Origin of the sequence: Microbacterium sp. A20 (assembly GCF_004794515.1) — a bacterium.
Lineage (GTDB): Bacteria > Actinomycetota > Actinomycetes > Actinomycetales > Microbacteriaceae > Microbacterium.
On sequence record NZ_SSDF01000070.1, the window covers coordinates 92,904 to 111,621 of the forward strand.

Consider the following 18,718-nt stretch of genomic DNA (forward strand, 5'->3'; position numbering starts at 1 on the left):
AGATCACACGATATGAAGGAGTCTTTTCGCGGATGGCTCCTTCATTTCGCGAGATCTCCTTCATTTCGTGAGATCTCCTTCATGTCGGGAGGGCTCCTAGCGGCGAGATCTCTTTCATGTCGGAGGTCATGTAGCCGGGAGGGCTCCTAGCCGCGAGATCTCCTTCAGGTAAGGAGGGCGCCTTCTCGCTGGGAGGGCTCCTTCGCGTCGGGACGGCTCTATCGCCCACCGCTCGGACGTCTACCGCCGAATGTGACGCCGCGTCCTGCGCAGCATCAGGCCTTGAGCATCGAGGCGCGGGAGATCAGCCCGTCGACCACGTCGAAGGTCGCGATGGTCTCGGTGGCGACGCCCCCGTTGATGACCTGCTCCTGCGCGACGACCCACCGGGCACCGAACAGCACGCTCGTCTCGATCACGCACGACAGCTCGGGGTTCTGCAGCCGCGGCTCGTAGAACGCGCGGATCGCGGCCGACCCCACCACGGGCTCGGGAGCGACGCCGGTGATCACAGCATCCGCGGCATAGGTGGCCACGAAGGCGTCGAGGTCGTGCGCGTTGAACGCGTCGAGCTGCGCCTGCACGGTGTCCAGGGCAGAGCGGGAGGCGGCAGAGCGGGAGGTGGCAGAGCGGGAGATGAGGTCAGTCAATGCGAACGCCTCCGTTGACGTCGTAGGTGGCTCCGGTGATGAAGCGAGCGCGCTCCGATGCGAGGGAGGAGATGATCCAGGCGACGTCTTCCGGCTGCCCGAACGCCCCGAGCGGGATGCCGGCTTCGAGCTTCTCGCGGCCCGCGCCCTGCAACTGGTCGGTGATCGCGCTCTTGACCGGGCCGGGGGTGACGGCGTTCACGCGGATGCCCTCGGATGCGAGGTGCCGGGCGAAGCTGCGCGTGATGGCGAGCATCGCTCCCTTGCTCGCGGCATAGTGGATGCCGGTCTGCAGCGCGCCGACCTGCCCGGCGATCGAGGCGATGTTGATCACGGAGCGATCTCCCTCGGCGGACCGTAGCAGCGGGAGGGCGCCGCGGGTCAGGAAGAACGTGCCGCGGGCGTTGGTCTCGAGGACCATGTCCCACTCGTCGAAGTCGATGTCGTCATAGGGGGTGTACGGGCAGACGCCGCCGTTGTTGACGAGCACGTGCAGCGAGCCCCAGGCGGCCGTGATCTCGTCGACCAGCGCGTCGATCGACTCGCGTTCGCGCAGGTCGAGGCGCGAGACGTGCACCTCGGGCGATCCGGCAGCGCGGCATTCCTCGGCGACACGGAGGGCTTCGGCCTCCCGCCCCGCATACGTGATCCAGAGGGCGGTGCCTTCCCGGGCGAGGTCGAGGGCGGCGGCGGTTCCGATGCCGGAACTGGCCCCCGTGATCAGAGCGCGGCGCGTAGTCATGCGTCCGATGCTATAGCAAAATGCGGGTGCGGCGCCGAGGCCAAAAAAGGGAGACGATCGAGGGCGGCTACGGCGCGCCGAGCCTCGACACGCGGATGCCGCATCGGTTCGTCTGGGTTTTCGCCCCGCTGGCCTCGACCCGAGCGACCCCCACAGCCTCACCCCACTGCCTCACCCCACGGCGCCCGCTCGCCGCAGCGCCGTGCAGACATTTGCTAGATGCTATAGCATCGCTGTCATGACTGAGCCCTTCATCCTCGTCAGCGACTGCGACCTGCCAGGAATCGTCATCGAAGACACTCTCCGGCAGGCGGGGCTGCGTGCCGAGCGCGCGGCCTCCGGCAGCCTCGAAGACATCGCCGCAGCCGGTTCCGACGCCGAGGGGCTCGTCGTGCAGTGGGCGCAGATCACCGGCGACGTGATGGACCGGATGCCGAACCTGCGCATCATCAGCCGCGTCGGCATCGGCTACGACATGGTCGACGTCGAGGCCGCCACTGCGCGCGGCATCGCGGTCGCGAACACCCCCGGCTATTGCATCGAAGAGGTCGCCGCGCACACGATCGCGATGATCATGACGCAGGCCCGCGGCCTCCCCGCCTACGACCGCGCCGTGCGCGCCGGCACCTGGAAGGCCGTCGACGCCCGCCCGCTCGCCGTGCGCCCCTCGGCCACCACCGTCTCGGTGCTCGGCTTCGGTCGCATCGGATCGATGGTCGCCCGCGGCTGCCGTGCGCTGGGCTTCCGGGTGCTCGTCGCCGACCCGTACGCCCCCGCCGACGCCGTGCGCGAGGCCGGTTGCGAGCTCGTCGAGATCCCGGATGCCGTGGCTCGGGCCGACATCCTCACCCTGCACGTGCCGCTGACCGACGAGACACGGCACCTGATCGATGCCGCAGCCATCGCGACCATGAAGCCGGGGGCCGTCGTCGTCAACACCTGCCGCGGTCCGCTCATCGACGAGGAGGCGCTCGCGGCCTCACTCCGCGCCGGGCACCTCGGCGCCGCCGCCCTCGACGTGTTCGCGGGCGAACCCCTCGCCGCCGACTCCCCGCTCCGCGACCTCGAGCAGGTGCTGCTGACCCCGCACGCCGCCTGGTTCTCTCCCGAGGCGTTGGCGGATCTGCCCGTGCACGCGGCCGAGAACATCATCCGGTACCTCGCCGGCGAGTCCGTGCCGATCGTCAACCCGACCTACGCCCCCGCGCGCTGACCGAAGGATCATCATGGAACTGCTGCGACTCGGCGCCTCCGGCCAGGAACGCCCGTACGTCCGCGAGGCCGGTGTCGTCTACGACCTCGCACCCCTCACCGCCGAGATCGACGGAGCCTTCCTCGCGTCCGACGGCATCGCGCGCGTCCGCGCGGCACTGAGCCGCAGCGAGCTGCCCACGGCGGAGGTCGAGGGGCTGCGCATCGGCGCCCCGGTCGCTCGTCCGACCGCGGTGGTCTGCATCGGCCAGAATTACGCCGCGCACGCAGCCGAGTCGGGGTCGCTGCCGCCCGAGCATCCGGTGATCTTCTTCAAGCATCCGAACACCGTCGTCGGCCCGAACGACGTCGTGCTGCTGCCGCCGGGCGCCGAGAAGGTCGACTGGGAGGTCGAGCTGGCGATCGTGATCGGCAAGACGGCTCGGTACCTGTCGTCGCCGGATGCCGCGCGCGAGGTGATCGCCGGGTACACGATCTCGAACGACGTGTCAGAGCGGGCCTACCAGCTCGATGTCTCGGGCGGCCAGTGGTCGAAGGGCAAGTGCTCCGAGACCTTCAACCCGCTCGGTCCCGTGCTCGTGCCCGCCGACGAGGTCGACCCGCAGGCGCTGCGGCTGCGCTCGTTCGTGAACGGCGAGCCGCGTCAGGACTCGTCGACCGCCGACATGATCTTCCCGGTGCTGCAGATCGTGCACGAGCTGAGCCAGTACCTCGTGCTCGAACCCGGTGACGTGATCAACACCGGCACCCCGCAGGGCGTCGCGCTCTCCGGCCGCTTCCCGTACCTGCAGGACGGCGACGAGATGACGATCGAGATCGAGGGTCTCGGCCGCCAGCACCAGCGCACCGAGCGGGTGCACCTGGGCTGAGCCTGCGCCACCCGGCGGCCTGTGTCCGAGGCACGGTTCCTTTTGCTGAGTGCACCGTGCCTCGGGCAGAGGTCGTCGGGGGTCCGTCGGTGTCGCGGAGGGATGTCCCGGATCAGGCGATCCGGCGAAATCAGGCGGATTCGCTGCGAAGGAGCCTGTTTTCGTGGACTCGCCTGATTCGGCGGGGCCGAAAGGGCGCGCAGTCCGCGGCGCGCCCGTCTCAGCCGGCGAACAGCGCGACGGGCAGCCCCCGCACGCCGGGCCGCACCGCGAACACCGAACCCGCCTCCGTGCCGTGGTCGTCCGGGAGCCCCTGCGCCGACGTCGTGATGTAGAGCGTGCCGAGGTCGTCGCCGCCGAACGTGCAGGCCGACACCTGCGGCACGGGGAGCTCGATCGTCTGCACGAGGGATCCGCTCGCGTCGTAGCCGTGCACGGCGCTGCCACCCCAGAGGGCGACCCACACGCTGCCGTCCGCGGCGACCGTCAACCCGTCCGGCGATCCCTGCTCCTCGGGAATCGAGACGAACGCCCGCCGCCCGCGCAGCTCGCCCTCGGCCACATCGAACACGTCGATGCGGTGCGTGGCGGTGTCGACGTAGTAGGCGCGGCGGCCGTCGGGCGAGAACCCGATGCCGTTCGAGATGGTGGCCCGGGGCAACACGGTCGAAGTGCCGAGCTCCGCGTCGACGCGCAGCACGAACCCGGCGTCCGGGGTCGAGTCGTAGGCCATCGACCCGGCCAGCAGGCGGCCGCGCGGGTCGCAGCATCCGTCGTTCATGCGCACGTGCGGGTCGTCGCCCAGGGTCGCCGCCGCGCGGGTCTCGCCGTCGACGTCGTCCGCCAGGTAGAGCGTGCGGGCGCCGACGGCCACCAGCCCGCCGTTCGTGCGTGGCCGTGCGAAGGCCAGGTATTCGTCGTCGATGTGCTGGCGGGTCACTCCGTCGGAGCGCAGCGTGAGCAGATCGCCGGCCTCGCCGTCGACCCACCGCAGCCCACCCCAGCCGGGCCACCACACGGGACCTTCGGCGTGATGGGCGACGGGACCGGTGACGTTCTCCGGGGTCATGCTTCATCTCTCGGCTGGGTGCGCGGGGGTGCCGGGCGGAGCGGGTCGGCGATCGGCATCCGCTCGGGTTCCGGTGCGGTTCCGGGCGCGGAGTCGGCTGCGGATGCCGGAGCGGCGGCTGCCCCGGCCGGAAGCTCCCGCGCCACCTGCTTCTCGAGCACGGTGACCGCATCGTCGGAGAGCAGGATGAGGCCGTCGAGCTCTTCGCGCACCCGCTTGTAGGCCACGTTGCGCTCGGCCTGCGTGGCCGATTCGTCGACCGCGACCTTGAGCAGCTGCTGGGCGCGCTCGAGGCGCTTGCGCTCCGGCTCGGTGAACGTCGAGTCGCGCAGCCGCCGCGCATCCTTCTCGGCGATCTCGAACGCGACCGCGTAGTCGCCCACGGCCTGCAGGTACTCGGTGATCTGCTGCTCCGAGACCTTCGCCTCGGCAGATGCCGGACGCAGCGCATCCGCGGTCTTCTTGGCCCGCAGGAACGCGGCGGTCAACGGCTGACGGCCATCGCTCATGGCGGGGAAGGCGATGAGCTTCGCGACGTCGAGCTCATAGTCGAGCCAGCGTGCGGTGATCTCGTCGTGCTCGGCGAACAGTCGCGCGACGAGGTCGTTCGGGGCGACGGATGCCGTGGTGTCGACCACCGAGGGTCCGCGGCGCTTGGCCTGCTGGGTGAGTGCGCGCGCCTCGATCTCGGCGGTCTTCAGCTGCGCCTTCATGCGCAGAGTCTCCAGGCGGCGCTCGTGGCGGCGCTTGGAGCCCTGCTCCCACGCCTTCGCGGCACCGCCGGCCATCCCCATGATGGGGAAGATGAGCCACCAGTAGTTGCCCGCGAAGTTCCAGAAGCCCTGGATGAACTCGTCCATGATGCGTTCAGCCTACTTCTCGGGGTACTCGCGCGATGCGTGGTCTTCGTCGGAGACCCGCGCACCCGAGCGCCGACACCATCCGTTCACCCGACGTTCCATTCGGAGTACGGCGGTCTCGTAATTGCCCGTCACCTTCGGGAGTTGGAATACCGATGTTCTCGGAATTCCGAGGACTCTCCTCCCGAAAGGTCATCATGCGCCGCTTCACCCTGCCCGTCGTCGGCCTCCTGGGCGTGGCCGCCCTCGCCCTCACCGCATGCCAGAGCCCGACCGCCGAGGCGGCCCCGGCCGATCCCGACGCCCCCATCACGATCGCCACGCTTCCCGTCGGCGACGATCCCACCGCCGAGAACCCGATCGAGGTGTTCGCCGAGCTGTTCGAAGCCGCGACCGGCCGCGACGTCGAGGTCACCGACGTGCCCGACTACCTCAGCGTCGTCGAGGCGATCCGCGCCGACCACGTCGACATCGGCATCATGAGCGGCTTCCCCTCCGCGCTCGCCGTGAACACCGGAGAGGTCGATGCCCTGGTCGCCTTCGAGGGCGACGGCAAGCCGGTCTCGACCTGCGTCGTGCTCGAGGACTCGCCCATCCAGACCGTCGAAGACCTCGAGGGCAAGACCGTGGCGTTCGCCGACCAGGCCTCCAGTTCGGGCTACTTCATGCCCGTGTACATGCTGCACGAGGCCGGGCTCGAGCAGGGCGCCGACTACGAGGCCATCTTCGCGGGTGGACACGAGGGCAGCTTCGCCGCGCTGGAGCAGGGGCAGGTGGATGCCGCGTGCACCGCGGTCATGCTCACCGAGCTCGGCGCCCCGATGTTCCCGTTCGCGGACGGCGAGTGGCGCGCGGTGGGCGAGAGCCCGGCGATGGACATCCAGGGCGCCGTGCTCGGTCGTCAGTCGCTGGATGCCGAGACCCGCAAGGTGATCCAGGACGGTATCGCCGAGGTGTTCTCCCCCGAGAACGCCGAGCGTCTGGGCGCATTCGGCGCGTTCGCCGCCGCCCCGCAGACGGCCGACCCCGAGGGAGCGGACTTCGAGTCCTTCGCCGAGATCGCCGCTGTCGCCGGCGTCGAGCTCAAGGACCTCAAGTGACCGTGCTGATCCACCGCCGAAACGGAGACGAAGCGGCTCCGGGTGGGCGTGTTGCCGACCGACCCGCCGCACCCGGCACGGATGGTCTGGGTTTCGGCGCGGAGGCCCCCGCGGTGCGCACCCCCACCGCCGAGCTGCGCCAGGCGCTCCCCCTCGTGACGGTGCGCGGCCTGCAGGTGGCGTACGACGAGAACACGGTGCTCGACGGCGTCGACCTCGACCTGTTCCCGGGTGAGATGGTGGCTCTGCTCGGGGCCTCCGGTTCCGGCAAGTCGACCCTGATGCGCAGTCTGACCGGGTTCGCGCCGATCTCGGCCGGCACGGTGCGGGTCGCCGGGCACGACGTCACGAACCTCGCCCGCGGTGAGCTGCGCACGCTGCGCTCCGAGGTCGGGCAGGTGTTCCAGCAGTTCAACCTGATCCCGCGGCTCAGCGTCATGACCAACGTGCTCACGGGCGCACTGCACGGCGCGGGGCCGATCAACCTCGCCGGGGGCTTCTCGACCGCACACCGCCGTCGGGCGCTCGAACTGCTCGATCGGGTCGGCATCGCGCACAAGGCATCCGCCCCCGCGCGCTCGCTCTCGGGCGGGCAGCAGCAGCGCGTCGCGATCGCCAGGGCGCTCATGCAGCAGCCGAAGGTGATCTTGGCCGATGAGCCGGTCGCCTCGCTCGACCCGAAGCTCGCGGGCTCGGTGCTCGAACTGCTGCGCGAGATCGCGACGCAGGACGGCATCCCCGTGCTGGTGAGCCTGCACGTGCTGCCCCTGGCCCTCGCCCACAGCGATCGGATCGTGGGACTGCGGCACGGCGAGATGCTCGTCTCGGGAGTGACATCGCAACTGGATGCCGCCGCCCTCAGCCCGCTGTACGACGACGAGGAGGACGGCGATGACCACGACCACTGAACCGCGGGCCGACCGAACGGACCGCACCGCGCGCCCCACGCTCGATCCGGCCGAGCGCGCCCGGCTCGAGAGCGCGTTCCGGGTGCCGCGCGCCCGCTTCCTGATCGGCCTGCCGGTGGCGTTCCTGCTGCTGCTCTGGTCGTTCAACGGCGCCGAGTTCAACTTCGTGAAGCTCGGCGAGGGCGCGGTCAACATGGGCGAGTTCCTCTCGCGCCTGTTCCCGCCCGACTTCTCGAAGATCGGCACCATCCTGGCGCTGCTGCTCGAGACCTTCCAGATGGCGGTCGTCGGCACCGTGCTCGGCGCGGTGCTGTCGCTCATCGTCGCGTTCGGGGCCACGTCGACCCTCGCGCCGAAGTGGCTGTACTACCCGACGCGCTGGATCATGAACATCATCCGCTCGGTGCCCGATCTGGTGTTCGCGCTCATGTTCGTCTCGGCCGTCGGGCTCGGCCCCTTCGCCGGCATCCTGGCCATGACGCTCGGCTCCATCGGCTCGATCGGCAAGATCTTCGCCGAGGCGATGGAGCAGGTCGACCGCGGGCCCGTCGTCGCCATGGAGGCCGTCGGCGCCTCCAAGCGCCAGGTCATCCAGTACGGCATCCTGCCGCAGGCCGCGCCCCTGCTCACCTCGTACACGCTGCTGCTGTTCGAGGGGAACGTGCGCGGTGCGACCATCCTCGGCCTCGTCGGCGCGGGCGGTATCGGCCTCGAGCTGACCACCGCCATGCGCATGTACGACTACGGCCACCTCAGCGCCATCATCATCTGCATCATCGTGCTCGTCACGGTGATCGACCAGGGCAGTGCCCTCATCCGAAGGAGAATCACATGACCATCATCGACACCGACCTCGTCCTCAGCGCACCGGTCAACCTGCGCGACCTCGGCGGCATCGCGATCGACGGCGGCGTGCTCCGCGAGGGGGTCGCCATCCGCACGGACGACCTCGCCTACGTCACCGAGCAGGTCGCGGACGAGCTCGTCGCGGGCGGGCTCACGGCCATCATCGACCTGCGCTCGCCGCTCGAGGTCTCGGTCACCGGCCGTGGACCGCTGGGCGAGCATCCGGTCGCGTACCACCACCTGCCCCTGATCGCGGATGTCGGGGAGTCGATGGACCGCGACAAGCCGGCCCTCACGCACGAGGCCATGGGTCTGATGTACCGGCGCATGGTCGACGGGGCGGCGCCGCAGCTCGTGATCGCGCTCAACGTGATCGCGTACACCCCCGGCACGGCGGCCTTCCACTGCGCGGCGGGCCGCGACCGCACCGGGGTGCTCGCGGCCATGCTGCTGCTCGCCCTGGGGGCGCACGACGACGACATCGTCACGGACTACGCTCGCACGGGCGACAACATGGTCGCGATCATGGCGCGCACCGCACCCGTGATGGGGGCGATGTGGAAGGCCCTCGGCTTCGACGCCGACGCGCTCGGGAAGACCTCATCGCTGCTCGAAGGCTCGATGGACGTGTCGATGCGCAGCCTGCTCGACACCCTCCGTGCGCAGCACGGTGACCCGCTGACCCCGCTGCGCGCCGCGGGGCTCTCGGATGCCACGATCGCCCGGCTGCGGGAGCGGGCGCTGGCCGTATGACGGTGCCGACCACGGATGCCGGGGCCGCGGTTCGCCGCCGCCCCGGTCGTCCGCGCGACGAAGACCTCGACGCGCAGATCGTCGCGGCGACGCTCGCGATCATCGACGCCGGCGACGAGGTGACGGTGTCGCGCGTGGTCGCCGGCAGCGGGGTGAGCAGGGCGGCGCTGTATCGGCGCTGGCCGTCGCTCACACTGCTGATCGCGGCGGCGCTCGACGTCGGTCGCGAGGTGCCGCCCGAGTACCCCGCGGATGCCGACCTGCACGAGATCCTGCTCGCGGGGCTCGGGCTCGGAGCCGAGGGAGTCGCCCCCTCAGCACCCGGATACTCCGAGGAGCGGTTCCGTCAGCGCATCCGTCTGGTCATGGCCGACCGTGCCCTGCAGCGGACGTATTGGGAGTCGCACGTGTCGCGGCGCCGGGTGCCGTTGCAGAACGCGCTGCGCGCGGGGATGGCGCGGGGTGAGCTGCGGGCCGACCTCGACGTCGAGGCCTGCTTCGACGCGATCGCCGGGGTGGCCTACTACCAGCTCGTCGTCCGCGGCGACCGGGTCAGCGACCCCGCCGTGGTCGATCGGATGCGGGCCGCGATCGAGGTGATCTGGCGCGGGATGGTGGCGTGAGAGGCAAGTATGTACATAATCTCTCTAAAGGTGATTATGCCTATAATGGAGACATGACCACGCTCACCCGCAGCATCCCCTCCAAGGACCTTCGCGACAGCCTCGCCGATGTGCTCGGTGGAGTCGCTTACGGGTCGGAGCGCGTCGGGGTGACGCGGCATGGCAAGCTCACCGCTGTCGTGATCAGCGTCGACGATCTCGAGCTGCTGGAGGAACTGGAGGCCGCGCGCGATGCGGCGGAGTTCCGTGCGGCGAAGGCTGCGGATGACGGCGAGCGCATCTCGCTCGACGATCTTCGCGCCGAGCTCTCGTGACGGCGTATCGCGTCGAATTCACTGCGCCAGCTGCGAAGGAGATCCGCAAGCTCGACCCCCAGGTCAGGCGTCGCATCCTCGCCGGCATCGCCGCGCTGGAGAAGGAGCCGCGTCCGAGCGGAGTCCGCAAGCTGACCGGGTTCGACAATGCCTGGCGCATCCGGATCGGCGATCACCGCGTGTTGTACGAGGTCGTCGACGATGTCGTGGTGGTGACCGTGTTCCGGGTCGCGCATCGTCGGGACGTGTACGGCGAACTGTGATGTGTGCTGCCGGCGTCAGCTCTTGGTGAGGTCCTGCGCGAACATCACGAGGATGCCGCTGGGGCCGCGGAGATACGTGAGTTTGTAGACGTCCTGGTAGTTCGCGACGCCGCGCAGCGGGTGGTAGCCGTGGCGGGCGGCGATCGCGAGCGACTCGTCGATGTCGTCGACCGAGAAGGCGATGCGGTGCATGCCGATCTCGTTCGGCAGGGTCGGCTCCGTCTCGATCGCGTCCGGGTGGATGTACTCGAACAGCTCGATCTGGCCGCGTCCGTCGGGGGTCTGCAGCACGGCGATCTTGGCGTGGTTGCCGTCGAGTCCGACCGCGGTCGACGCCCACTCCCCGCTGACCTCGTCGCGACCGAGCACCGTGAGGCCGATGTCGGTGAAGAAGGAGATGGTCGCTTCCAGGTCGCGCACGGCGATCCCGACGTTCTCGAGTGTGATGGGCATGGGAGGGATGCTACTCGCGCGCGCCCGCCGTGTCCCCGGGCAGTTCCCGCACAACTTCGGATCCTGGAACCGGCGCGCCGACGTATGCCCTTCGTGATCGGCGTGTCGCTCGCGATCTCCGAAGTTGTGCGTGCGGGGACGGACGGGCGGGGGAGTCGGGATGGCGCGGAGATGACGGGAGCGGGGACGGGGAGTCGGGGTCAGTGCCCGAGCTTCTCGGCGCAGGCCACGCAGTACTCGGCGAACGGGCGCGCCTGGAGCCGGCCCGCGGGGATCGGCCGGCCGCAGTTGGCGCAGACGCCGTAGGTGCCGGCATCCACTCGGGCCAGCGCGTCGTCGACCTGGCGGAGCTCGGATGCCGCGGCCTCGGCGAGCCCGGTCAGCCGTGACCACTCCGACGACAGGGTGACGCCCTCGGGGTCGTGCTCGTCGTCGTCGTTCGAGCTCTCGCGGTCGTGGGTGAGCTCGTCGAGGGTCGCGGCCGTCGCCTGCACCCGCGCCTCGGCCTGAGCGCGCAGTGCGAGCAGACGTTCCCGGGCGGTCATGCCCTCACTCTAGGCAGGTCCACCGACACCCGGGTCGACGTCGGCGGGTGTCGTTTGGCGCCCGGGCCTCCAGGCGGAGAACTCCCCGTCGGGCGGAGAACTCCCCGTCGGGCGGAGAACTTCCCGCCAAGCGGAGAACTCCCCGTCGGGCGGAGAACTTCCCGCCAGGCGGAGAACTCCCCGTCGGGCGGAGCTTTCAGCCCAGTTCGTCCTCCCGACACGGAGAACTCCGCCCGACGCAGACTGCCCGTCGACCGACACTCCTCGCCGACACCGGGCACTCTCAGGACGAGTGCCGTGCCGTCGGCACCGAGTCGGTCGTCGTCGGAACGGCCACGGCCTTCATGCCGGGGTGGTCGCGTTCGAGCGCCGCGCCCTCCATGTCGACGTTGGGCAGGATGCGGTCGAGCCAGCGCGGCAGCCACCAGGCCGAGCGGCCGAGGAGGTGCATGAGCGCGGGCATCAGCAGCATCCGCACCACGAACGCGTCGAGCAGCACACCGAACGCGAGACCGAACCCGATCGAGCGGATGATGGTCGACTCCGAGAAGATGAACCCGCCGAACACCGACACCATGATGAGGGCGGCGGCGGTCACGACCGAGCGTCCGGCGCGGAAGCCCTGGGCCACGGCATCGCGCGCCGAGGCTCCGTGCACATACGCCTCGCGCATGCCGGAGGCAAGGAACAGCTGATAGTCCATCGCGAGCCCGAACAGGATGCCGACGAGGATCACCGGCAGGAAGCTCAGGATCGGCCCGGTGCTGTGCAGCCCGATGACCTCGGCGCCCCAGCCGAACTGGAACACCGCCACGATCAGGCCGTACGTCGCGAACAGCGACAGCACGAAGCCACCGGTGGCGATGAGCGGCACGAGCAGCGAGCGGAACACCACGATCATGATCAGCAGCGAGAGCCCGACCACGACCACGAGGTACAGCGGCAGGACTCCGGCCAGCGCCTCGGAGATGTCGATGTTGATCGCGGCCTGACCGGCGACGCCGAGAGTGATCCCGTCGCCGACCGCCGGCATCGAGCGCAGGTCCTGCACGAGCTTCTCGGTGGAGGCGCTGTTCGGCCCCTCCTCCGGCAAGACCTGGAACGCGAGGAGGGTGTTGTCGTCGGATGCCGCGATCGGCGCGACGGCCACCACGTCGTCCTGGTCGGCGATGGCCTGCGCGATCGTGACCTGGGTGGAGAGCAGGTCGTCGTCGCTGACCGCGTCGTCGAGGGTGGCGGTGACCAGCAGCGGGCCGTTGGCCCCTTCGCCGAACTGCTCGTCGACGGTCTGGAACGCGCGGTAGCTGGTCGAGTCGCTCGGCTCGCTCGATCCGTCGGGCAGGCCGAGCCGCATCGACATGGCGGGGATCGCGATGATCAGCAGCGCGACCACGCTCACGAGCGTCGTGACGACGGCGCGCAGGGTCGACATCCGCTTCACGGGCTTGCCGGCCGCGTGCTCCTGACCGACCGTGGCGCGAGCGCGACGGCTGAGTAGACGGTCGCCGACGAGGCCGAGGATGGCGGGGGCGAGGGTGATCGCGACGAGCACGGCCACCGCGACGCACACGGCGCCGACCGTGCCCATGAGGCCGAGGAACGGCACGCCGGTCACGTTGAGCGCGAGCAGTGCGACGATCACGGTGGTCCCCGCGAACACCACGGCCGTGCCGGAGGTGCCCGTGGCGAGGCCGATCGATTCGCGCACCGGGACGCCGGCGAGCAGCTGCTTGCGGTGCCGGTTGACGATGAAGAGGGAGTAGTCGATGCCGACCGCGAGACCGAGCATCACACCCAGCACCGGGGTCACCGAGGCCATGTCGACCACACCGGAGAAGGCGAGGGATGCCGTGACTCCGACACCGACGCCGACGATGGCGGTGACGATGGGGAGGGCTGCGGCGATGAGCGAGCCGAGCATCACGATGAGGACGATCGCGGCGAACACGAGGCCGACCGCTTCGCCGACGCCGAAGATCTCGGGCACGCCCTGCGCGATGTCGGTGCCGAAGTCCACCTCGGTCCCCTCGACCGGAGCGGAGGCGAAGTGATCGATCGTGCCCTGCTTGACCTCTTCCGAGAGCTCCAGGCGCGGGTCGACGAACGAGACGTTGACGATGGCGGTCGAGCCGTCTTCGGACACCACGCCGATGCCATCGGCCAGGTCGAGCAGGGTCGAGCCCAGCTCCGCCTGGTCGGCGTTCTCCTGCAGGGTGATGCGGGACTGATCGAGCTTCGCGTTCTGCGCTTCGAGTTCGGCGGCCTGGGCGTTCAGTGCCGCGACCTGGGCGTCGAGGGCGGCGAGCTGCTCGGGACCGGCGCCGGCCTGCTCCGCCTGGGTGCGGGCGGCCGCGAGCTGCGTGAGACCGGCTTCGATCTGGGCTCTGCCCTCGTCGATCTGCGTCTGAGCGGCATCCAGCTGGGTGCGGCCGTCGGCGATCTGCTTCTCGCCGTCGGCCAGCTCCTGGGCCCGATCTGCCTGCTGCTGCTGTGCGTCGAACGGATCGATCACGGACGCGACTCCGTCGAGGTCCTCCGCGCCGGCAGCGAGGTCCGAGATCTCCTGCTTCTGCTCGTCGGTGAACGCCGAACCGTCGGTGGTCCGGTAGACGACCGTTCCGGTGCCGCCGGCGGAATCCGGGAGCTTCTCGGCGAGCTCGTCGGTCACCTCGCCCGAGGCGGTGCCGGGGATGTCGAAGCTGTTGCTCAGCGTGCCCCCGAGGGTGAGGAAGGCGCCGACGCCGAGACCGAGGATCAGAATCCACGACACGATCACCGTCCACGCCTTGCGCGCAGCGAACGAACCCAGACGGTACAGCAGTGATGCCACAGTGGTCTCCTTCAGACTCAAAGATCATACGGCACGTCTCGTCTAGCGATCTGTGGCTATCCTGAACGCATGGTAAACGAGCATCGGAGCGGGCCTGTGCGCAGCACGGCGGCGCGCGAGGCGATCCTCGATGCGACATCGCGACTTTTCCACGCGCAGGGGTACGACCGGCTCACGATCGAGGGCATCGCCAAGGAAGCCGGCGTCGGAAAGCAGACGATCTACCGCTGGTGGCCCTCGCGCGGTGCACTGATCGCCGATTGCCTCGTGGACGGGCGTCTGATCCCTGTGGACTTCGTCGTGCCCGACACCGGCGACCTGCTCGCCGACGTCGAGAGCTGGCTGCGTTCGGTGCTGTCGATCCTGGAGGCGCCCCAGGGTGATGCGCTGCTGCGGTCGCTCGTCGCCGCAGCCGCCGATGACGCCGACGTCGGAGTGCATCTCAGCGAGAGTCTCGGAGTCGAGCAGCATCTGTCGGAGCGCCTGCGCGGCGGCATCCGAGACGGGCAGCTGCCGGCCGATGCGCCGGTCGCCCAGATCGGGAGGGCCATCCTCGGGGCGATCATCGTGGAGTCCCTCGGCCGTGAAGCCCGGGACTCCGCGGCGGTCGTCGAGCTGGTCGGGTACCTCCTCCGCCGCTGAGTGCGGGCGGATGGCACACGGAATTGCGGTCACGTCAGGTGGCCTCGTTCGCCGGTCTGCGCTTCCCGGCCGGACCGGTGCCCGAACGCGAACGCACCGGCATCGGGATTGCGCCGCGGCCGGGCGTGCCGGGTCGCCATCGCATCGACCGCCTCGTCCACTCGATCGCGGCGGGAGGCCAAGACGAGTGCGGTGCCGGTGCCGGCCTCCTCGACGATCGATCGTCGGCTGTCCTGGATGCGGCTCATGACGCCCCGGGCGAAGCCTCGCAGGAAGCCGCTGCGCGCGCGCCGCTTCTCGGATTCCGTGTGCCGCCCGTAGATCTCGCGGTGCACGGACCACCACTTCCGCATCGCGACCATCGCCTGCACCTCGAGGCTCGCCGTGAGGGTGCGCACCTGCGCGACGTCGGACGCATGCCCGACCAGGAGGAGAGCCGCGCCGGGGGAGATGTCGATACCCAGCGGCCGCACGGTGCCCAGCGCCTGCGCGACTCCCGAGCCGATCTCCTGCAGATCCCGGGCGTACACGCCGCTGAACAGCATCCGCTCGTGAACGATCTGCTCCTGAGCCTTCCCGAGTCGACCGCGACGCTCGTCGATACGGGCCTGATCTATGCCGTACTTCACGATCAGCCGCTCGGCGTGCTCGGTCAGAGCCTCCGCCTCTTCCGGCGTCGTGCTCTCGGCCTTCGCCAGCAGTTTCGTGATCAGATCGAGTTTCGCCTCGGTCATGGCATCCCCCTTGGTGGTGTGATGCTTCGTATCCTCCGCGGGGGCACCCGCATTCAGAGGGGCGATCACGACGAGTGGGGAGAAGGCTGTTCTCGGATGACCTGTGGAGGATTGCTCCGCGGTTGCCGGTCGCGAGTACGAGCGGATGCCGTGACTACTCGAGCCACTCCGTGACGAAGCGGTCGTTCGCGTGGATGTGGGTCGCCTCGTACGTGCCGCCATCGAGCACCTCGAAACGGTGGGAGACGAGTGCGGGGACGACGAGGATCTGACCGCCGACGCCGACGACCTGCTCGTCGCCGACCGTGAACAGCGCGCGGCCCTGGTGGATGACGAACGTCTCGGCATACGGATGCTGATGCAGTCGCGGTCCTCGACCGGGAGTCGTGATGAACTCGCGCATGATGCTCACGGGCGAGCCGAGCAGGTATCCCTCGATGTCTTCATCGCGGGCCACGTCTCTGGGCTGGATGGTCATGGTGCCTCCGTTCCCGCCCGAGGGTACGCGCGCGGCGCGACGGCGTCGAGAGTCAGGACTGTTCCTGCGGAGAAAAGCGCCTGCCGCGGCCTTCTGCCCGCAGCGAGGCCGCGGGAAGTGCATTCTGCCGACGGAAGCGACGCGCGCCGCCCGTGCGACTCCAGCCGCGCCGTCCTCGGCCAACTACGCCTGCCGCGGCCTTCTCGGCGCGAAGAGGCCGCGGGAACTGCTTTATGCCGACGGAAGCGACGCACGACGGAGGCGCCGCTGCCCACGGAAGCGACGCACGACGGAGGCGCCAGCGGCCCGGAGCCGCCGCCTCAGCCCAGGATGAGCGTGATCACGGTCGCGCCGCCACCGCCGAGGATGAGCGCGATGATGACGGTCCAGGCGACGATGCGGATGCGCCGGTTGCGCTTCTCGCCGAGGTCGCCGTAGTCCTCTTCGTTCGGGTTCTGCCGGCTCAGGTCGCTCATGCGCTGACCTCCGTGACCGTCGGACCGAAGTACGAGGGCAGCGTGGCCTGCGAGCGCTCGCGCAGTTCGGCGATCGAGACGGTGAAGACGTCCTGCACCTCGAGCTTCGCGCCCTCGGTGTCGGTCACGCCGATGCGCATCACGGGGTAGTCGCGTCCTTCGCAGAGTCCGCGGAACTTCACGTCGTCCTCACGCGGCACGGTCACGATCACGCGGCCGGTCGACTCGGAGAACAGGGCGGATGCGGCATCCACGCCGTTGCTCTCGATGATCTCGTTCAGCCAGACGCGGGCGCCGACACCGAAGCGCATGACGCCCTCGGCGAGAGCCTGTGCGAGGCCGCCTTCGGAGACGTCGTGCGCCGAGGAGATGAGCCACTCGTCACGGGCGGCCGAGAGCAGACCCGCGAGACGCTTCTCGCCCGCGAGGTCGACCTTGGGCGGCAGGCCACCGAGGTGGTCGTGCACGACGTCGGCCCAGGCCGAACCCGAGAGCTCGGTCGAGGTGGTGCCGAGCAGGTAGATGTTCTGACCCTCGTCCTGCCATCCGGAGGGGATGCGGCGCGAGACGTCGTCGATGATGCCGAGCACGCCCACGAGCGGGGTCGGGTGGATCGGCACGTCGCCGGTCTGGTTGTAGAACGAGACGTTGCCGCCGGTGACCGGGGTGCCGAGCTCGTAGCAGCCGTCGGCGAGGCCGTCGACCGTCTGACCGAACTGCCACATGACCTCGGGGTTCTCGGGAGAGCCGAAGTTCAGGCAGTCGGTGATGGCCGTGGGCACGGCACCGGTGACGGCGACGTTGCGGTAGGCCTCGGCCAGGGCGAGCTGCGCACCCGCGTACGGGTCGAGCTGGCAGTACCGGCCGTTGGCGTCGGTCGAGATCGCGAAGCCGAGGCCCGACTCCTCGTCGACGCGGATCATGCCGGCGTCGTCGGGGAAGCTCAGGGCCGTGTTGCCGAGCACGTAGTAGTCGTACTGGTTGGTGATCCAGCTCGTGTCGGCCAGGTTCGGCGAGGCGACGAGGGCGAGAAACTGCTCGCGCAGCGTCTCCGGGTCGTTCGCGCGGGGCAGGTTCTCGGCGGCATCCGCCTGCAGGGCGTCGATCCACGTCGGGTACGCGACCGGACGGTCGTAGACGGGGCCGTCGACGGCGACGGTCGAGGGGTCGACGTCGACGATGCGCTCGCCCTGCCAGTCGATGATGAGGCGTCCGTCGCCGGTGACCTCGCCGAGCACGGAGGTCTCGACCTCCCACTTGTTCACGACCTCGAGGAAGGCGTCGAGCTTCTCGGGAGCGACGATCGCCATCATGCGCTCCTGCGACTCCGACATGAGGATCTCCTCGGCCGTGAGCGTGGGGTCGCGCAGCAGCACGTTGTCGAGCGAGACCTTCATGCCGCTGTTGCCGTTGGCGGCGAGCTCGCTGGTCGCGCAGGAGATGCCGGCGGCACCCAGGTCCTGGATCGCCTCGACGAGCTCACCGCGGTAGAGCTCGAGGCAGCACTCGATGAGCACCTTCTCGGCGAACGGGTCACCCACCTGCACGGCGGGGCGCTTGGTCGGGCCGGTCGAGTCGAACGAGTCGGAGGCCAGGATGCTGGCGCCGCCGATGCCGTCGCCACCCGTGCGGGCACCGAACAGGACGACCTTGTTGCCGACGCCGGTCGCGTTGGCGAGCTTGAGGTCTTCGTGACGCAGCACGCCCACCGCGAGCGCGTTCACGAGCGGGTTGGCCTGGTAGACGGAGTCGAAGACCGTCTCGCCGCCGATGTTCGGCAGGCCCAGGCAGTTGCCGTAGAAGCTGATGCCGCTGGTCACGCCGTGCACGACGCGGGCGGTGTCGGGGTGGTCGACCGCACCGAAGCGCAGGGCGTCCATGACCGCGACCGGGCGAGCGCCCATCGAGATGACGTCGCGGACGATGCCGCCGACGCCGGTCGCCGCACCCTGGAAGGGCTCGATGAAGGACGGGTGGTTGTGCGACTCGGCCTTGAAGGTGACGGCCCAGCCCTCGCCGACGTCGACGACGCCCGCGTTCTGGCCCATGCCCACCATGAGGCGTTCCTTCATCTCGTCGGAGACCTTCTGGCCGAAGCGGCGCAGGTAGTTCTTCGACGACTTGTAGGAGCAGTGCTCCGACCACATGACCGAGTACATCGCCAGCTCGCCCGACGTGGGGCGGCGGCCGAGGATCTCCTTGATGCGCTCGTACTCGTCGGGCTTGAGTCCGAGGGCCGCGTACGGCTGCTCCTTCTCGGGCGTCGCGATCGCGTTCTCGACGGAGTCGGGGACGTGCTGGTGGGAAGGTGCAGGGGCGGTGGTCACGCGCACTCCAAAGGAAGGGGCCGG

General features: G+C 69.6%; 21 protein-coding genes. 10 read left to right on the plus strand and 11 right to left on the minus strand.

Going from position 1 to position 18,718, the window contains the following annotated elements; translation table 11 throughout:
• Window positions 1-275: 275 nt before the first annotated feature.
• A complete protein-coding gene (locus tag DW298_RS07355) occupies window positions 276-650 on the minus strand; it encodes a nuclear transport factor 2 family protein (RefSeq protein ID WP_240745049.1) in 375 nt (124 codons plus the stop codon).
• Complete coding sequence (locus tag DW298_RS07360; RefSeq protein ID WP_136041796.1) at window positions 643-1,392, minus strand: SDR family oxidoreductase; 750 nt, start codon at window positions 1,390-1,392, stop codon at window positions 643-645. Before DW298_RS07360 ends, DW298_RS07355 begins: the two co-directional genes overlap by 8 nt.
• A 238-nt stretch (window positions 1,393-1,630) precedes the next feature.
• Between DW298_RS07360 and DW298_RS07365 the strand changes: the two genes are divergently transcribed.
• Window positions 1,631-2,605 carry a C-terminal binding protein gene (locus DW298_RS07365; RefSeq protein WP_136041797.1) on the plus strand — a complete coding sequence of 325 codons (975 nt, stop codon included), beginning with the start codon at window positions 1,631-1,633 and terminating at the stop codon, window positions 2,603-2,605.
• A 13-nt stretch (window positions 2,606-2,618) separates the two neighbouring features.
• Window positions 2,619-3,473: a fumarylacetoacetate hydrolase family protein gene (locus DW298_RS07370; RefSeq protein ID WP_136041798.1), complete on the plus strand. Its 855-nt coding sequence runs from the start codon at window positions 2,619-2,621 to the stop codon at window positions 3,471-3,473.
• Window positions 3,474-3,693: 220 nt separating this feature from the next.
• Here DW298_RS07370 and DW298_RS07375 read toward each other — a convergent pair whose 3' ends face one another.
• Window positions 3,694-4,542 carry an SMP-30/gluconolactonase/LRE family protein gene (locus DW298_RS07375; protein WP_136041799.1) on the minus strand — a complete coding sequence of 283 codons (849 nt, stop codon included), beginning with the start codon at window positions 4,540-4,542 and terminating at the stop codon, window positions 3,694-3,696.
• Window positions 4,539-5,402 (minus strand): hypothetical protein, encoded by an 864-nt coding sequence (locus DW298_RS07380; protein WP_136041800.1) that lies wholly within the window; start codon window positions 5,400-5,402, stop codon window positions 4,539-4,541. The genes DW298_RS07375 and DW298_RS07380 overlap by 4 nt, the downstream gene beginning before the upstream one ends.
• Window positions 5,403-5,599: 197 nt before the next feature.
• Between DW298_RS07380 and phnD the strand changes: the two genes are divergently transcribed.
• The 7 genes from phnD to DW298_RS07415 are packed head-to-tail and all read left to right on the plus strand — an operon-like array spanning window position 5,600 to window position 10,209.
• Complete coding sequence (gene phnD / locus DW298_RS07385; RefSeq protein WP_136041865.1) at window positions 5,600-6,502, plus strand: phosphate/phosphite/phosphonate ABC transporter substrate-binding protein; 903 nt, start codon at window positions 5,600-5,602, stop codon at window positions 6,500-6,502.
• Window positions 6,499-7,410, plus strand: a complete 912-nt coding sequence (locus tag DW298_RS07390; protein WP_240745050.1) for a phosphonate ABC transporter ATP-binding protein — start codon at window positions 6,499-6,501, stop codon at window positions 7,408-7,410. Before phnD ends, DW298_RS07390 begins: the two co-directional genes overlap by 4 nt.
• Window positions 7,394-8,245, plus strand: coding sequence for a phosphonate ABC transporter, permease protein PhnE (phnE, locus tag DW298_RS07395; RefSeq protein WP_136041801.1), 852 nt, complete (start codon window positions 7,394-7,396; stop codon window positions 8,243-8,245). Before DW298_RS07390 ends, phnE begins: the two co-directional genes overlap by 17 nt.
• Window positions 8,242-9,009, plus strand: coding sequence for a tyrosine-protein phosphatase (locus DW298_RS07400; protein WP_136041802.1), 768 nt, complete (start codon window positions 8,242-8,244; stop codon window positions 9,007-9,009). Before phnE ends, DW298_RS07400 begins: the two co-directional genes overlap by 4 nt.
• Window positions 9,006-9,632 carry a TetR-like C-terminal domain-containing protein gene (locus DW298_RS07405; RefSeq protein ID WP_136041803.1) on the plus strand — a complete coding sequence of 209 codons (627 nt, stop codon included), beginning with the start codon at window positions 9,006-9,008 and terminating at the stop codon, window positions 9,630-9,632. Before DW298_RS07400 ends, DW298_RS07405 begins: the two co-directional genes overlap by 4 nt.
• A 53-nt stretch (window positions 9,633-9,685) precedes the next feature.
• The gene (locus tag DW298_RS07410; protein WP_136041804.1) at window positions 9,686-9,946 is read left to right on the plus strand and encodes a type II toxin-antitoxin system prevent-host-death family antitoxin; all 261 of its coding nucleotides are present in this window, start codon (window positions 9,686-9,688) and stop codon (window positions 9,944-9,946) included.
• The gene (locus tag DW298_RS07415; protein WP_136041805.1) at window positions 9,943-10,209 is read left to right on the plus strand and encodes a type II toxin-antitoxin system RelE/ParE family toxin; all 267 of its coding nucleotides are present in this window, start codon (window positions 9,943-9,945) and stop codon (window positions 10,207-10,209) included. Before DW298_RS07410 ends, DW298_RS07415 begins: the two co-directional genes overlap by 4 nt.
• 15 nt (window positions 10,210-10,224) lie before the next feature.
• Here the strand turns inward: DW298_RS07415 and DW298_RS07420 are convergent, their stop codons facing one another.
• The 3 genes from DW298_RS07420 to DW298_RS07430 all read right to left on the minus strand — a co-directional run bounded on the left by DW298_RS07420 (window position 10,225) and on the right by DW298_RS07430 (window position 14,037).
• Window positions 10,225-10,662, minus strand: a complete 438-nt coding sequence (locus tag DW298_RS07420; RefSeq protein ID WP_136041806.1) for a VOC family protein — start codon at window positions 10,660-10,662, stop codon at window positions 10,225-10,227.
• Window positions 10,663-10,862: 200 nt separating this feature from the next.
• Window positions 10,863-11,207: a TraR/DksA C4-type zinc finger protein gene (locus DW298_RS07425; RefSeq protein WP_136041807.1), complete on the minus strand. Its 345-nt coding sequence runs from the start codon at window positions 11,205-11,207 to the stop codon at window positions 10,863-10,865.
• A 283-nt stretch (window positions 11,208-11,490) separates the two neighbouring features.
• Entirely contained in the window at window positions 11,491-14,037 is a 2,547-nt protein-coding gene (locus DW298_RS07430; RefSeq protein WP_136041808.1) for an MMPL family transporter, read from the minus strand.
• A gap of 69 nt (window positions 14,038-14,106) precedes the next feature.
• On the opposite strand from DW298_RS07430, the gene DW298_RS07435 reads away from it, so the two are divergent.
• Window positions 14,107-14,679: a TetR/AcrR family transcriptional regulator gene (locus DW298_RS07435; protein ID WP_136041809.1), complete on the plus strand. Its 573-nt coding sequence runs from the start codon at window positions 14,107-14,109 to the stop codon at window positions 14,677-14,679.
• A 29-nt stretch (window positions 14,680-14,708) separates the two neighbouring features.
• On the opposite strand, the gene DW298_RS07440 is transcribed toward DW298_RS07435, so the two are convergent.
• The 4 genes from DW298_RS07440 to purL all read right to left on the minus strand — a co-directional run bounded on the left by DW298_RS07440 (window position 14,709) and on the right by purL (window position 18,694).
• Complete coding sequence (locus DW298_RS07440; protein WP_168429578.1) at window positions 14,709-15,413, minus strand: DUF2786 domain-containing protein; 705 nt, start codon at window positions 15,411-15,413, stop codon at window positions 14,709-14,711.
• A gap of 154 nt (window positions 15,414-15,567) precedes the next feature.
• Window positions 15,568-15,891: a cupin domain-containing protein gene (locus DW298_RS07445; RefSeq protein ID WP_136041811.1), complete on the minus strand. Its 324-nt coding sequence runs from the start codon at window positions 15,889-15,891 to the stop codon at window positions 15,568-15,570.
• 320 nt (window positions 15,892-16,211) lie between these two features.
• Window positions 16,212-16,367, minus strand: a complete 156-nt coding sequence (locus DW298_RS19285; RefSeq protein WP_168429579.1) for a hypothetical protein — start codon at window positions 16,365-16,367, stop codon at window positions 16,212-16,214.
• Window positions 16,364-18,694 (minus strand): phosphoribosylformylglycinamidine synthase subunit PurL, encoded by a 2,331-nt coding sequence (gene purL / locus DW298_RS07450; protein WP_136041812.1) that lies wholly within the window; start codon window positions 18,692-18,694, stop codon window positions 16,364-16,366. Before purL ends, DW298_RS19285 begins: the two co-directional genes overlap by 4 nt.
• Window positions 18,695-18,718: the final 24 nt, after the last annotated feature.

What these genes read in the sequence shown, in the direction of transcription:
- DW298_RS07360 (WP_136041796.1), bottom strand. Translation starts at nt 1,392, where the DNA reads ATGACTACGCGCCGCGCTCTGATCACGGGGGCCAGTTCCGGCATCGGA.
- DW298_RS07365 (WP_136041797.1), top strand. Translation starts at nt 1,631, where the DNA reads ATGACTGAGCCCTTCATCCTCGTCAGCGACTGCGACCTGCCAGGAATC.
- DW298_RS07370 (WP_136041798.1), top strand. Translation starts at nt 2,619, where the DNA reads ATGGAACTGCTGCGACTCGGCGCCTCCGGCCAGGAACGCCCGTACGTC.
- DW298_RS07375 (WP_136041799.1), bottom strand. Translation starts at nt 4,542, where the DNA reads ATGACCCCGGAGAACGTCACCGGTCCCGTCGCCCATCACGCCGAAGGT.
- DW298_RS07380 (WP_136041800.1), bottom strand. Translation starts at nt 5,402, where the DNA reads ATGGACGAGTTCATCCAGGGCTTCTGGAACTTCGCGGGCAACTACTGG.
- phnD (WP_136041865.1), top strand. Translation starts at nt 5,600, where the DNA reads ATGCGCCGCTTCACCCTGCCCGTCGTCGGCCTCCTGGGCGTGGCCGCC.
- phnE (WP_136041801.1), top strand. Translation starts at nt 7,394, where the DNA reads ATGACCACGACCACTGAACCGCGGGCCGACCGAACGGACCGCACCGCG.
- DW298_RS07400 (WP_136041802.1), top strand. Translation starts at nt 8,242, where the DNA reads ATGACCATCATCGACACCGACCTCGTCCTCAGCGCACCGGTCAACCTG.
- DW298_RS07405 (WP_136041803.1), top strand. Translation starts at nt 9,006, where the DNA reads ATGACGGTGCCGACCACGGATGCCGGGGCCGCGGTTCGCCGCCGCCCC.
- DW298_RS07410 (WP_136041804.1), top strand. Translation starts at nt 9,686, where the DNA reads ATGACCACGCTCACCCGCAGCATCCCCTCCAAGGACCTTCGCGACAGC.
- DW298_RS07420 (WP_136041806.1), bottom strand. Translation starts at nt 10,662, where the DNA reads ATGCCCATCACACTCGAGAACGTCGGGATCGCCGTGCGCGACCTGGAA.
- DW298_RS07425 (WP_136041807.1), bottom strand. Translation starts at nt 11,207, where the DNA reads ATGACCGCCCGGGAACGTCTGCTCGCACTGCGCGCTCAGGCCGAGGCG.
- DW298_RS07435 (WP_136041809.1), top strand. Translation starts at nt 14,107, where the DNA reads ATGGTAAACGAGCATCGGAGCGGGCCTGTGCGCAGCACGGCGGCGCGC.
- DW298_RS07440 (WP_168429578.1), bottom strand. Translation starts at nt 15,413, where the DNA reads ATGACCGAGGCGAAACTCGATCTGATCACGAAACTGCTGGCGAAGGCC.
- DW298_RS07445 (WP_136041811.1), bottom strand. Translation starts at nt 15,891, where the DNA reads ATGACCATCCAGCCCAGAGACGTGGCCCGCGATGAAGACATCGAGGGA.
- DW298_RS19285 (WP_168429579.1), bottom strand. Translation starts at nt 16,367, where the DNA reads ATGAGCGACCTGAGCCGGCAGAACCCGAACGAAGAGGACTACGGCGAC.